The 13,845-nt window shown below is 54.7% G+C and carries 13 protein-coding genes and 1 riboswitch; of the genes, 7 read left to right on the forward strand and 6 right to left on the reverse strand.

What is annotated here, in order from left to right; all coding sequences use genetic code 11:
- Nucleotides 1–112: 112 nt before the first annotated feature.
- Nucleotides 113–355: a PTS sugar transporter subunit IIB gene (locus M987_RS13620; RefSeq protein ID WP_014069682.1), complete on the forward strand. Its 243-nt coding sequence runs from the start codon at nt 113–115 to the stop codon at nt 353–355.
- 101 nt (nt 356–456) lie between these two features.
- Here M987_RS13620 and M987_RS13625 read toward each other — a convergent pair whose 3' ends face one another.
- Nucleotides 457–1,722, reverse strand: coding sequence for a maltoporin (locus M987_RS13625; RefSeq protein WP_014069683.1), 1,266 nt, complete (start codon nt 1,720–1,722; stop codon nt 457–459).
- Nucleotides 1,723–1,991: 269 nt separating this feature from the next.
- Between M987_RS13625 and M987_RS13630 the strand changes: the two genes are divergently transcribed.
- Entirely contained in the window at nt 1,992–3,068 is a 1,077-nt protein-coding gene (locus M987_RS13630) for a LacI family DNA-binding transcriptional regulator (protein ID WP_014069684.1), read from the forward strand.
- A gap of 35 nt (nt 3,069–3,103) precedes the next feature.
- Here the strand turns inward: M987_RS13630 and M987_RS13635 are convergent, their stop codons facing one another.
- From M987_RS13635 to M987_RS13645, 3 genes are all read right to left on the reverse strand, one after another.
- Nucleotides 3,104–4,105 carry a magnesium transporter gene (locus tag M987_RS13635; RefSeq protein WP_014069685.1) on the reverse strand — a complete coding sequence of 334 codons (1,002 nt, stop codon included), beginning with the start codon at nt 4,103–4,105 and terminating at the stop codon, nt 3,104–3,106.
- A gap of 60 nt (nt 4,106–4,165) precedes the next feature.
- Nucleotides 4,166–4,335, reverse strand: a riboswitch (M-box (ykoK) riboswitch).
- Nucleotides 4,336–4,474: 139 nt separating this feature from the next.
- Complete coding sequence (locus M987_RS13640) at nt 4,475–5,929, reverse strand: UbiD family decarboxylase (RefSeq protein WP_014069686.1); 1,455 nt, start codon at nt 5,927–5,929, stop codon at nt 4,475–4,477.
- Nucleotides 5,930–5,939: 10 nt separating this feature from the next.
- Nucleotides 5,940–6,518 carry a UbiX family flavin prenyltransferase gene (locus tag M987_RS13645; RefSeq protein ID WP_014069687.1) on the reverse strand — a complete coding sequence of 193 codons (579 nt, stop codon included), beginning with the start codon at nt 6,516–6,518 and terminating at the stop codon, nt 5,940–5,942.
- A gap of 97 nt (nt 6,519–6,615) precedes the next feature.
- On the opposite strand from M987_RS13645, the gene M987_RS13650 reads away from it, so the two are divergent.
- Together M987_RS13650 and M987_RS13655 are read left to right on the forward strand one after the other, a co-directional pair.
- Complete coding sequence (locus M987_RS13650) at nt 6,616–7,101, forward strand: MarR family winged helix-turn-helix transcriptional regulator (protein WP_014069688.1); 486 nt, start codon at nt 6,616–6,618, stop codon at nt 7,099–7,101.
- The gene (locus M987_RS13655) at nt 7,082–8,095 is read left to right on the forward strand and encodes a GlxA family transcriptional regulator (protein ID WP_014069689.1); all 1,014 of its coding nucleotides are present in this window, start codon (nt 7,082–7,084) and stop codon (nt 8,093–8,095) included. Before M987_RS13650 ends, M987_RS13655 begins: the two co-directional genes overlap by 20 nt.
- A 30-nt stretch (nt 8,096–8,125) precedes the next feature.
- Here the strand turns inward: M987_RS13655 and M987_RS13660 are convergent, their stop codons facing one another.
- On the reverse strand, nt 8,126–9,514 hold the full coding sequence (locus M987_RS13660) for an MFS transporter (protein WP_014069690.1): 1,389 nt from the start codon (nt 9,512–9,514) through the stop codon (nt 8,126–8,128).
- Between the two features lie 313 nt (nt 9,515–9,827).
- On the reverse strand, nt 9,828–10,739 hold the full coding sequence (yddG, locus tag M987_RS13665) for an aromatic amino acid DMT transporter YddG (RefSeq protein ID WP_014069691.1): 912 nt from the start codon (nt 10,737–10,739) through the stop codon (nt 9,828–9,830).
- A 385-nt stretch (nt 10,740–11,124) separates the two neighbouring features.
- Between yddG and M987_RS13670 the strand changes: the two genes are divergently transcribed.
- From M987_RS13670 to M987_RS13680, 3 genes are read left to right on the forward strand one after another with little or no spacing between them, the layout of a single operon-like run.
- Nucleotides 11,125–12,027, forward strand: a complete 903-nt coding sequence (locus M987_RS13670; protein ID WP_014069692.1) for a dihydrodipicolinate synthase family protein — start codon at nt 11,125–11,127, stop codon at nt 12,025–12,027.
- 9 nt (nt 12,028–12,036) lie between these two features.
- Nucleotides 12,037–13,536 carry an aldehyde dehydrogenase gene (locus M987_RS13675; RefSeq protein ID WP_014069693.1) on the forward strand — a complete coding sequence of 500 codons (1,500 nt, stop codon included), beginning with the start codon at nt 12,037–12,039 and terminating at the stop codon, nt 13,534–13,536.
- Complete coding sequence (locus M987_RS13680) at nt 13,511–13,819, forward strand: hypothetical protein (RefSeq protein WP_245551568.1); 309 nt, start codon at nt 13,511–13,513, stop codon at nt 13,817–13,819. Before M987_RS13675 ends, M987_RS13680 begins: the two co-directional genes overlap by 26 nt.
- The last annotated feature ends 26 nt before the right edge of the window (nt 13,820–13,845 follow it).

A 13,845-nucleotide genomic window follows, 5' to 3' on the forward strand; every position in this document is an offset into this window, starting at 1 on the left:
GTGGGAAAGGGTTGGGGTGAGGGCATCAGACCGCACCCTCTGGGTGACATAATGTGAATGTGCCTGCTCCTCGAGCAGGCATTTTTTTATCTGTATAAAAGCGAGGTATATTATGGACAGTCAAATTACTCAGCGTTTAATTCCTGCATTTGGTGGCGACGATAATATCGAGCACGTCGAAGCCTGTATTACCCGTCTGCGTGTGACGGTAAAAGATTTAAATAAGGTTAATTCAAAGGCGTTACAGGAGGAGGGGGCGCTTGGCGTGATTATTATCGGTCAGCAGGTTCATGCGATATTTGGCCGGCAGTCTGATACCTTGCGTCAGTTATTAGATAAGCACTTTAATCATTAAATATAAAAAAGGGATAGCCAAAATAATGGCTATCCCGAAACAGGAGAATAGACTGCCAGTTGTTGGAGATACAATAACGATTAACGCATTTTAAAAATTAATTACCACCAGGCTTCGACCTGCACGCCAAAGTTCCAGGTATTATTTGCGGTACCATCTTCGAAGGATTGCCCTTTTTCAGAATCATTCAGGTAAGAAGCAAACACGCGCAGCTCAGGACGTGACATAAAGTCGGGGCCATCGGCCAGACCCAGAGCAATGGTGTACTTCTCGCCGCTCTGCTTGTATTTCGAGCCGTCGGTATAGGTATCTTCCTGGTAGAAGCCACCCACTTCGCCAATCAGACGGACATATTCCGTAAACTGATACTGGGCGCGGCCGACCAGCGAAACAAGGCGTGATTTGTCGGTGTACTGCGTGGTGTCATCCGCCGAGCCCCAGGTTAACACGTGGTTAAACGAGAATTTGTCGGTAATCGGAATCAAGCCGGTATTGATCACGCGGTAGCCTGTCGCATCGTTGACGTAGTTCCACATGTCATACCAGCCGCCACCCTGTGACACCATGTTCTGCGCCAGACCTTTGTTAGCGTACTGCAACACCAGCTTGTTATAGCCACCAAACATATCCTGGCTGATCTCGCCGGTGACCATCACGCCGTTATCGGCCTCATAAAGCCCACCATACTCCTTCTGCTTGTTGGTAGGGTTTGGCATGGCGTAATCAATACCCACTTCTGTCCATGCCCCTGCCCACGGTTTCCAGCCCGCATAGCGAAGGTCGATATAGTTGATGTTCACGTCGTTATCACCGTCCACACGGTAATCCACGTCGTTAGCATCGCCACGGATCCAGGCTACAGAGACAGCGCCCGGGCCGAGGGTATAGTTCTCAATACCCGCACCGGAGCCGGAGATGTTCCAGTATTTGGTATCAATGATGTGCAGGTCATGGCGCTGGTAGTAGCGCTTACCGCCCCAAATCACCGCATTCGGATCGCCCGGGATCAGGCCTTTGATTTGCAGGTTCAACTGGCGCAGACCGAACTGGGCATCATCACCAAAGGTGGTTTCGTTATCGTTTGAACCGTCAGAGACCATGCTCACCATGCTGTCGAGGTAGAAGCTGACGTCGTTCTTTTTGTACACCTCAGAACCCAGCTCCAGCTCGCCGTAGGTATCGGCTTCGTTACCCAGACGGCCAATTTTATTTTTTTGCCACTCCTCCATCCCACCATCCCGTGAGACGCCCACACCGGAGCGAAGATATCCATGAAAATCAATTGGTACAGAAGACGCTGCAAACAGCGAAGGAGACGCTAACGCGGCAGCCAACGCAACGGATACAGATCGGATCGTCGTGTTCATTGTTACCCTCTTATTGTTTTGTAATACGTTCACAAATCCGCAGTCATAAAATGCCTAAACCTGTTATCTGGCAATTACACGATCGTGAATGTGTGATTAAGTGCAAATAAAATAGACAATTTTGTTACGATTAATGAGATGTGCCATGAAATGTGGCATTGTGAGCGTCATACTTTTTGATGGTGTTGGGCGCATGAAAAGTTAGCAGGGTGCGTTTTTTTACATCGCCCCTGTTACAATCAGCGCATAACAACATAAGGAACCGGACCATGAAGTCGAAAAGCGCGACGTTAGAGGATGTGGCACGCCATGCGGGCGTCTCCTATCAGACCGTGTCCAGGGTACTGAATAAATCTGCCAATGTATCCGAAGCCACGCGTCACAAGGTGGAGAAATCCATAGAGTTATTGCGGTATGTTCCAAACCGACTGGCCCAGCAGCTGGTGGGCAAGCAGACCCAGACGGTCGGGCTGGTAACCATTTCGCTGGCCTTACACGCCCCTTCACAGGTGGCGGCAGCGGTCAAACGCTACGCCAATATGGAAGGATACCAGGTGCTGATCTCAATGATTGATGAGAACGTCAACCATAGCATCCAGGATTCCATTAACGAGCTGAAGTCTCAGCGGGTCAGCAAAGTGATTGTCAACGTCCCGCTGGAAGCCGAACAGGCGCAGAAAATCGCGATAGACAACGACGATATTGTCTGCCTGTTTCTCGATGTTGACCCGTACAGTTCCGTGTTTAACGTTTCGTTTAACCCGGCAGATGGCACGCGCGCCAGCGTCAAATATCTCTACGAACTCGGCCATCGGGAGATTGCCCTGCTGGCCGGGCCGGAGTCTTCTGTGTCGGCACAGCTGAGGCTGAAGAGCTGGATCGAAACGCTGAAAGGCTATGGTCTGGAGCCGGCAACGGTCATTCGCGGTAACTGGGATGCACAAAGCGGCTATTCCGGTGCCCTGCAAATGCTGCGCGAAACGGCACAATTTTCTGCCGTGCTGGTCGCCAACGACCAGATGGCGCTTGGCGTACTGAGCGCTTTCCATCAGCAGCAAATTTCCATCCCGACGGAGAAGTCGGTGATTGGTTACGATGGCACCTACGAAAGCTCGTTCTTCTACCCGGCGTTAACCACGGTATCGCTCGATCTGGATTTGCAGGGTAAAGAGGCCGTGCGCCGCATTCTGGATAGCGGCGACGACAATGCGCTGCGCATGTCGTCGATTTTGCCTGCCCGGCTGGTGGTGCGCCAGTCTACCGGGGCGAAAGGGGAGAAGGGGAAAAACCTGCAAGCGTTGGCTCAGCAGCTGCGCGAGATCGCACATCAGCTGGGTGATATGTAACGGCGTGGGCACCTCTGGCAAAGGTGCCCTTAGTATTACTCCAGCCCCAGCGTATACTGGGCAATCTTGAAGTAGATGATCAGCCCGGTACCGTCAATAAGTGTGGCGATAAACGGGGCGGACACCACGGCAGGATCGATGCCGCAGCGCTTGAGTACCATTGGGATCACGGACGAGACAATGGCGCTCCACAGCGTAATGCAGACCAGCGTCAGGCTGACGATAAGGGTAATTTCCATCCCGATGCCCATCATCCAGGCGCGAACGCAGCCCGCCAGCCCCAGAGTGACGGCAATCATTAACGAGGTGCTCATCTCTTTTCGCAGCACCCGCCCGACGTCGCGTAAATGCACTTCGCCCAGCGCCATCGCACGCACCAGCGTGGAGGTGATCTGCGTGCCGCTGTTGCCGCCGGTACCAATCAGCAGAGGAATAAAGAATGCCAGGGCGATGGCGGATTCCAGCGCCTCTTCAAAATGCTGGATAACCGAGCTGGTATAGGCTTCGGCGATAAACAACAGCAGCAGCCAGACGGCGCGTTTTTTCCACAGGCTAAATGGACTGGTTTCCAGATAGGGTTTCTCCAGCGGCAACGTGGCACCCTGGCGCTGGGCATCTTCGGTAACGTCATCTTCCAGCAGATGCGCGATTTCACGCTCGGTGAGGCACCCGACCAGTTTGCCGTGCGTGACCACCGGAACCACATCCGCCCCGCCGTGAGCCAGCAATCCGGCAACGTCTGAACGTTCATCTTCCGGTTTCAACTGAATAAACTCCGAAATCATCAGCGCCCGGACCGGCTGCACCGTATTGGCGGTTTGTAATAATTGACGCACGGCAATCATGCCCGCCAGACGCCCCTGATCTTCGATAAAAACATGTGACGGAATATCATCATCTTTTAATTTTTCGAAAAACTGTTCACGTGCCAGCGCCACGCATAATGAAATATCGAGAACGATAAAATCGGTATTCATATATTGCGCGACCGCGCTTTCATTGAATGCCAGATTATTGTTGTGAATGGAGTAAGACATAGTAAATTCCCTTTGAAGAATAAAATCTCTCAGGGGCGAGCAAGACAGGGCATGTCGAAGAGGAGATCCCCACGTCCTGGGTTCAGCACTGTACACCGTATCCCGCAAGGGAAGTTATACTGACAAAGCCTTGATTCGACAGTGCCTGTTTTACCCTGTGCCGGTTCTCTCGAACCCACCAGAGCGATAACGTGTATTTGTACAGGAGCCTCGCCATAACGAGATCGTTGTAAACGAGAGGGATAATACGCCAATTTTAATATCGTGCTTTGAAATTTAAATCGCGTTTAATGATTATTTAAAAGAATAGATTTATCGCGATGGTTGATAAACGGTTTAATAACGCCTCCGAAGAGGCGTGTATTTATTTTACCAGTTATCCAGTACGCGCTGGCGGATCTCTTCCGGGTAGCCTTGCGCAAAAGAAGCATGAAGATGGCGTTTGCTTTGCAGCGTATCAAACACCACTTTCGCCCCAAGACCTGCCACATACTCCGCCTCGTCATAACACTGCGGCAAACGGATCACGCGTTGATTGTCAAACACCACGCGGCGGCCGACCGGGTGTACGCGAGTTGAGAGCACCCACACCACTTCACGCAGGTTCGTCGGGTCGAAATCGTCATCCACAACGTACACTTTCGGGATAAAGACCATCGCGTCGGTTTTAAACAGCACCTCGCCAATACGCTGGCTAAGCTCTTCGCTGGAGACGCCCGGCAGCAGTTCACGCCAGTTCTGCGGGACAACCACCAGCAGCCAGTGCACGGTAGAATCTTCCGGGATCCAGGCGGTGGCGACCGGCAGGTTCGCCTCACGCAGGTAGGTTAACGCATCCGCTGCCAGCCCCATCGCCCACAGCGTATGGGATTCGTCGGTCGGGCGTCCGGTTACCGACATCGGCCAGATAGGATCATCGCGATGGGTGATGGTTTCTACATGAAAAGTGGGCTGCGCCGAAGAGCCTTCTCCGAGATATCCGCCGTATTCACCGTATGGCCCTTCTTGGCAGTCGCGGGTGAGGGAAACATGCCCTTCGATAACAATTTCAGCGGTGGCAGGCACATCCAGGCTGATACTCACAGCCCGAACCACCGGAACAGGCGCACCTGCCAGCGTGCCGATATAGTCGGCTTCATCGGCATGGGCGGGGATCGGGATACCGGAAACACACGAGATGGCCGGAGCCGGGCCCTGTACCAGGGCGTAAGGCATAGGCTCGCCAATCTTAACCCACTCGGCCCAGATCTGGCCGATGTGCTGGCTTGGGACAATCAGCCCGACCATGCGTTTACCGTCAACCTTCATCACCCGGGCAATGGACCAGTTCACCCATTTTCCGTCCGGGGTTTTCACAATCAGCGTGCCCCAGGTGTTGGCGTAACGGCCGCCGTCTTTATCATGGGCAAACGGGATCGGGAAACGGTCCAGCGTGGCGTCGTCGCCGCGCAAAATATTCTGCTGACAAGGGGCTGAGGTCGATTCAACCCGCACGGGGGGAATACCCGGTTGCAGGCGTGCCGCCGATAGCGCTTCGACAATGGCCGGGCCGCTGGATTCCGGTGCCAGCCCCAGGGACATTGCCACGCGGGCGTAAGGCATATCCGCACGCGAAGAGAGCCCGGCGGGGGCGCCAAACAGACGAAAACCGGGTTCTGTGCCAGCCACCTTATGAAACAGCGGAGCCGGAGACTGGATTTCGTAGCTGCGACGGGTGATGGCACTGGGTTCAAAATCACCGTCAACTTCACGCGTGACGTGCATGATGTCACCCATGTCATCCAGCGCATCGATATAACTTCTTAAATCATCATAATATTTCATGCGGCGCTCCTCAGGCCGTAGTGGAAGACGGTTGGGGCTGGCCCCAGCGTTGAGTTAACTCGTTATCGAGGCCAAACTGATCCAGAATGCGGGAGACGCAGTGGTTGATAATGTCATCAGTGGTGGCAGGTTTGTTATAGAAGGCGGGCATGGGCGGCAGCATCATGGCGCCGGCGCGGGTCAGGGCGAGCATGTTCTCAAGGTGGATGGCATTCAGCGGCGATTCACGCGGCACCAGCACCAGCTTGCGTTGCTCTTTCAGCGTGACGTCGGCAGCGCGGGCAATCAGCCCGTCGCCATAACCGCAACGAATAGCCGCTAACGTTTTCATGCTACAGGGCACAATCACCATGCCATCGACGCGAAAAGAGCCGCTGGAAATAGCCGCCGCTTGATCGTGTTCACTGTAAGTCTTCGAGGCGAGAGCGATAACGTCCTGTACACTGTAGGGCGTTTCCAGTTGAATCGTTGCCCGCGCCCACTTAGAGATAACCAGATGCGTTTCAACGCCCAGGTCTTTGAGCGCGGTCAGCACGCGAACACCAATTGCAGCGCCGGTAGCGCCAGTCATGCCTACAACAAGCTTCATGCGGGTTCCTTTATATTGAACCTTTGGGTTATAGTTTGAGTTCAAACTGTTTGTGCTCGAACTATAGTTTTATCGTTTTCAGGAGTCAAGACAGCCGATGTCAGAAAATCGCGATCTCATTGTTGCCGCGCCGCTATGGCCTCACGGAGACAATTCGTTAATGCATCTGATGCGTCGGGCAGGGCAGCACTCAACCCTGTGCTGGACGCAGTGCGTGGATACCGGGCTGTCTGCGGTGCAGTACGCCATACTGGTAGTACTGGCCGAAGAAACCACCTGCGATCAGCAAACCCTGGGTAACCGTGCCGGGTTTGATAAGGCCACGGGAACCTACGTTATCGATCGCATGACCAAAAGCGGGTTGCTGACGGTGCAGACCGACCCCGCGAACCGTCGTCGCAAACTGGTGACGATGACCGTTGAAGGCGAAGCCATGCTGGCGCAGATGGTGGAGCAGGCGAAAAGCGCTGAAAAGATGATTACTGCTGGTCTGAATGTGCAGGATATTGCTGACCTGAAACGCCTGCTGAGCAAGCTGGGCGGATTGCAGGAGCCTGATGACAATGCCGTTAACGAATGCTGAACCTAAACCCGATTTGACCATCGGCTTTTTGCTGATGCGCCAGTTCACCCTGGCCTCGGTGGCCGGGCTGGTGGAGTCGTTGCGTTTTGCCGCCGATGAGTCTTTCTCCAGCCGACAAATTTTTTGTCGCTGGGAGTGGATGACCTGTGATAACCAGCCGGTGACGGCCAGCTGCGGCCTGCCGGTTTCGCCCACCGCAACGCTTGATTTCAGCAAAGCCTGGGACTACTTCGTGATCGCGGGCGGTCTGCTGGAAGAGACGCGCAATCCCCCAGAGTGGCTGTTACAGGCGCTGCGTGATTTACATTCGCGCAATATCCCCATCATTACGCTGTGCAGCGGCGCCTTTGTGGCAGGCAACGCCGGGCTGCTGGACGGACGCCACTGCGCAATCCACTTCACCACCCGCGATGAATTCCGGGTGCGCTTTCCAAAAGCCATTCCGGTAATCGATAAAACCTACATCAAAGACGGCGGCATTATCTCCTGCCCGGGTGGTACCGCTATCGATCTGGCGGCGGATCTTATCCGCCAGCACTGCGGGCTGGTGCGCTCGCAGAAGGTGCTGAAATACCTGCTGGTGGATGACGCTTCCCGGCCTGTGGGAAAGGCAAAACACAACGTCCCGCTGAATGCGCCAGACGTCTATGAAAATGAGCTGGTCAGTAAGGTGATTGCCTTTATGCAGCACCATCTGGATTCGCCGATCCCACTCGGTGATGTGGCGGATTTTGCCGGTGTAACGTTTCGCCAGCTGAACCTGATTTTTACCAAATGCACGGGCCACTCGGCGGCGGTCTACTGGCGAAGCATGAGGCTGGAGCAGGCGCGTAAGTTGATGGCGGATTCGAGCAACAGCATTGATGCCATCGCCGCTGCGACGGGGTTTTCCGATGCCTCGCATCTGATTTCGTGGTTCCGCAAGCAGTACGGCGAAACGCCCAGTTCGTTCAGAAAACGAAGAAGGGAAGTGGAGAAGCTCGTGAAGGAATAACAAAGGGCCGCAACGTGCGGCCCTTTTGGATCATTGAATATGGCGTTTTGGCATCACAACCTGTCGCATGGAAATCGGGTTGCGCGGACGCTCATCATCCAGCGAGGAGGCATCTTCCAGGCTCCGCGCGGCGGTTTCTGGCGCCAGGAACCACGACACCAGCAGGCCAAAGAAGGTGATCGCGGCAGCGATGTACATTGTGGGTCCAATCCCAATGCTTTGCAGAGAAACGGGCACCAGCCAGGTCCCAACGGCCGCACCAATGCGTGACAGCGAGGTTCCCACTCCCACGGCCCCGGCGCGGATCTCGGTCGGGAAGATTTCGTTCGGGTAGACCAGTTGCAGCACCTGCGCCCCGCCGATAAACAGCGCATACAGACCAAACATCAACAGGATCACCGCTGAAGGGCCATCGCGAAGGAAGCCGAGCAACAGCAGGGCCAGCCCTGACCACAGGAAGCTGTGCAGCAGGAGTTTACGACGACCAAGGGTGTTCACCAGACGCGTCGCAATAACGCAGCCCACCACAAACAGCAGGGTAATGGCCACCGAGCCGTAAGATGCCCAGCCGCCGCTCAGGTGCAGGGCTTCCAGCACTTTTGGCGCAAAGGCATAGACGGCGAACACCGGGATCACGGAACAGGTCCAGAAGACGGTAACAAAAGCCATGCGCTTGCCGTAGCCCGAGTGAAGCAAACTGGCGAAGGAGAGGTTTTTGCTTTCTGCCTGAGCGGGCAGGTTATCCAGACCAAATTCAGGGCCATATACGCGGCGGATGATCGCTTCGGCCTCAGCGTGACGTCCTTTGCTCATCAGCCAGCGTGGGGATTCCGGCGTGCCGAGACGGACCAGGAACAGCAGAGCGCCAATCACGGCAGTACTGGCAAGCGTCAGGCGCCAGGCATCGGGGCCGCCGAAGTGCAGAATGGCTTCACCGGTCAGATAGGCCACCGCCGCACCGGCAAACCACAGGATAGTGAGGGTTGCCAGGCAAGGGCCACGGTTTTTCTTCGGCAGAAACTCCACCAGGAAAGCAGTCGCGACCGGGTATTCAATCCCGACGGCAACCCCGTTCATAAAGCGCAGGGCAAACAGCATTTCACCGCTTTGCACCCAGTATTGCGCAAGGGAGCAGACAACGAACAGCGTTGGGCCGACGAAGTAGAGCACGCGACGGCCAAGGCGGTCGGTCAGGGCGCCGCCGATAAAGCCGCCAAAGAAGATGCCGATCAGCGCCGACGCGGCAATCAGCCCTTCCCAGAAGGCGCTGAGACCAAGGGCAGGGGAGACTTTCATCATGGCGATACCGATGATGCTCAGTACATAGCCGTCAACAAAAGAACCCCCGCCAGAGCGTACGGTCAACAACCGGTGGAAGCGGTTAAGTGGAACGTCTTCTACAGAAATGGTATTTGACATGGTAACTCCTGTCTTTCCCCGACGTCGTTGAATTAACAGTATTGGGCATCGCAGTAATAAACCTTATTAGCGATGGAGGTTTATTACAGGCGCACAACGCCAGTGCCGTTATTCAACGATCACGGAATAAATGTAGGTCAGGTAAGATCGTTAAAACGTTATCCAGAGCAGATAAAGCGATCTCAATAAATCAATAACTCGTCGTTTCTGTTATGCAGAGTGTTTCATGGCAAATACTCCTCCGGTGCAGGATGGTCGGATAAGATGTTTTTTATTATTAGGGTCTTACTTACTTTCTTTTTAATACGGGCCGTTATGAGGCCTCGCGATGTATCTTTTTTCGTTCAACGCTGCGGGTAGACCACCAGCAGATAAGCGATCCCAGGCTAACCATTGCGGTGCCCTGCCAGAACGACAGCGCCAGGTGTGAATTCAGCATAAAGGCCGCCAGGACTGCCGAAACAATCGGAATAAAGTAGGATGCCGCCGCCAGCACCGTGACATTGCCGTGCAGTATTCCCACGTTCCAGGCCGCATAGCCAAAGCCCATGGCGATGGCCGCCAGCAGCAGGCTGATCCACGAATGCCACGACAGCACAAACTCAGGCTGCGGTGATATCAGGTATTTCGTCCATAATGTCAGCGCCGTTAAAATAAAGAATAAGGTGATGCCATTATTTCCTTTGGCGATAAATTTCGTTACCACACAATATATTGCCCAGATAATTGCGCCGCTGAAGGCCAGGCCATAACTGAGCGGGTTTTCCATCACGTTATGGGTCATCTCGCTAAAAGAGAAACCTTGATCGCCACCTAATACCCGGCATATTCCGGCTACGGCTAAAATAACGCCGGGAATAATCAGCGGGCTGGTTTTCTGACGATTAACAATGACCGCCAGTAAAATTGTCATACTCGGCCAGAGGTAATTCACCATGCCGACCTCAATCGCCTGGCGGCCCGTATGGGTAAATCCCAGCGACAGCGACAGACAGAGTTCGTAGCAGACGAACAGAATGCTGCCCACAATCAGGTAGCTGCGCGGAAACTGCCGCAGATTGGGAAAACCGACCGTAAACAGCAGCAGCACTGCACTACAGGAGTAGATCAGCGCTGCACCTCCTATCGGGCCAAAACCTTCGCTCACGCTTTTAATCAGGCCGACAATGGCGCTCCAGAGCAGGATGGCTATCAGTCCAATGAGTGTCGCTTTCTTCTGGGGCATACCCGATACCTCTGTTTACATTTTGGTCACAACCAGCGCGGCTGGCTGTTAAATTCTGGTTAAATCTTGCCTTAAAACTATGCTTCCGTGTTGACGCTGTAAATACGTCTCCAGGGGCAATAATTCCGGAATGTGATCGTTATCTGAAATCATGTAGAAAATTACTACCTAAAAAAATAACTTATAACTACATGAATAATAATAATTAAATTTTAACTATGTGTAGAAATTTACTATTCTGACGTATTTACTTTGTATTTTTCATGTATACAAAAAATATTCATCCATTGACCTCTTTCACGCCTGTGTGCAAATTTTTAACAAACGCAGTCTGATGGGCTGCTGAGCAGACTGTCATGGTCGTGAATTCCCCCTGGAGGTTATCGTGTTGAAATTTGAAGGTATCTACACCCCTGCAATTACCCCTTACGCAGCCGATGGCAGCATTGATTTCGCCCGCTTTGCAGATGTGCTGGAGTCCCTGATTGAAGGCCGCGTGCACGGCATCATCATTGGCGGCTCAACCGGCGAATACTATGCCCAGAGCGCGCAAGAGCGTAAGGCGCTGGCGGAACATGCCCGCCAGGTGATTGGCAACCGTCTGCCGCTGATTGTCGGTACCGGTGCCATCCGGACTGAAGACGCGGTGGACTACGCGAAGCACGCCCGTGAAATCAAAGCCGATGCGATTCTGGTCACCTCGCCGCCTTATGCGCTGCCAACTGAGCTGGAAAACGCCCATCACGCACTGACGGTGGATAAAGCGGCACAGCTGCCGATCATGCTCTACAACTACCCGGGCCGTATGGGCATCACCATGGGGGATACTTACTTCCGCGAAGTGAGCCGCTCGTCCAACGTGGTGGCAATTAAAGAAAGCTCGGGTGATTTCAACAACCTGCATCTGCTGGCCTGCAAATTCCCGAATATTGCGCTTTCATGCGGATGGGACGATCAGGCGCTGGAATTTTTCGCCTGGGGCGCGAGCAGCTGGGTATGTGCCGGCTCCAACTTTATTCCACGTGAACATGTGGCGCTGTATGAAGCCTGCGTCGTGGAAAAAGACTTCGCGAAAGGGCGCAAGATCATGGCTGCCATGATGCCGCTGATGAACTTCCTTGATGGCGGCAAGTTTGTGCAGTCCATTCGTTACGGCTGCGAGCTGAACGGTCTGACCTCGGGTCAGGTACGTGCGCCGCTGCAAAGCCTGGATGAAGAAGAGAAAGCACAGCTGAAAGCCGTGATTGCCGATGTGAAACGCAACGTGGCTGCGGTTACGGCAGCGTAAGGGGGCAGGATGAAACAGCTTCAGACACTCAATGATGTCACGCGCCTCGCCCATGAACTTCAGCTGGCGGACAAGGCGTTTATCAACGGTGGTTTTGTTCCGGCCCACTCCGGGAAAACCCTGGTCACGCGCAATCCGGCAACCGGCGAGGTTATCGGCAACATCGCCGCCTGTGATGTCACCGATGTTAACGCCGCCGTGAGTGCGGCTCGCGCAGCCTTTGAGGCCGGAAGCTGGAGCAAACGGTCGCCGGGTGAACGCAAGGCAGTGCTGCTAAAACTGGCGGCAATGATGGAGCAGGAGCTTGAGCCGCTGGCGGTGCTGGAAAGCCTCGACAGCGGTAAGCCGGTCAGCGAGTGTCTGGCGGTGGACGTGCCTGAAACCATTCATGTGCTGAAGTGGCACGCGGAAGCCATCGATAAGATTTACGATCACACCGCACCGACAGGCAACGCGCTGGCGCTGGTGGTGCGTGAGCCGATTGGGGTGGTGGGCTGCGTCCTGCCGTGGAACTTCCCGCTGCTGATGCTGGCCTGGAAAATTGGCCCGGCCCTGGCGGCGGGCTGTTCGGTGGTGGTGAAACCGGCGGAACAGACCTCGCTGACGTCCCTTCGCGTGGCGGAACTGGCGTTTGAAGCGGGCGTCCCGGCCGGTGTGCTGAACATCGTCACCGGCACGGGCAAAGAGGTAGGCGAGCCGATTGGCCTGCATCCCGATATCGACATGGTGAGCTTTACCGGCTCCACGGCAACCGGGCGTCGTTTCCTGCATTATGCAGCGGAATCTAACCTCAAGAAGGTGGTGCTGGAGTGCGGCGGCAAAAATCCGGCGCTGGTGTTTAACGATGCTGACGATATCGCCGCAGTGGCCGGACACGTGCTAAACGGTGCGTTCTGGAACATGGGCGAAAACTGCTCGGCCACCTCGCGCCTGCTGGTGCAGGAAGAGGTGAAAGAAGCATTACTGGCAGAGATGGCGAAGCAGATAAGTGGCTGGACGATGGGCAACCCGCTCGATCCGAACAACCGTCTGGGGACGATGATCTCGCCTGACCACTTCAGCAAGGTAAGCAGTTACCTCGACACCGCGCGTCAGGAAGGTCTGCGCGTGCTGCACGGTGGCAACACGGAGCAGGGGGCTTACGTCCAGCCGACCATTATCGACGGCGTAACGCCGGAAAGTGCGCTGTTCCGGGAAGAGATCTTCGGCCCGGTGCTCTGTGTCACCACCTTTAAAACGGAAGCCGAAGCCATTGCGCTGGCCAATGACACCCCGTACGGGCTGGCGGCGTCGGTGTATACCGGTGCGCTTAATCGCGCCATCCGCGTATCCCGTGCGATCCGCGCCGGAACGGTGACCGTAAACTGCTTCGGCGAAGGGGATGCCACCACACCGTTTGGCGGCTATAAGCAGTCGGGGTTTGGTGGACGTGATAAGTCGGTCTTCGCGCTCGATCAGTACACCGAACTGAAGACCATCTGGATTGACGTCTCTGAAAGCGACGCCTGAAGCCGTGTTTAACGGTCTGGAAGACAGAGTGCATTTCTATTTCTGTCTTCTGGTGGCGGTGGGGCTGTCCAGAAAACAGGGACGCATCACCTCTAACCGGCAAAAAAATGCCTTTATTATGAAGTGGCTAAAAAATGCCGGGCAGATTGCCGCTTTTCGCCAGCGCGCCAGCAGTGAAATAGTCTGGCTGCGCGGCGAGATTTTACGCCATCCGCCTGACCGGGATCTGGAGCCGGTTCTGATGTTGATCTACCGGACTGCCAGTGAAATGCGCAGAACGTGATCGCCGCTGTTGATAATTTTTGCTGT

Source organism: Enterobacter soli ATCC BAA-2102 (assembly GCF_001654845.1).
Taxonomy (GTDB): Bacteria; Pseudomonadota; Gammaproteobacteria; order Enterobacterales; family Enterobacteriaceae; genus Enterobacter; species Enterobacter soli.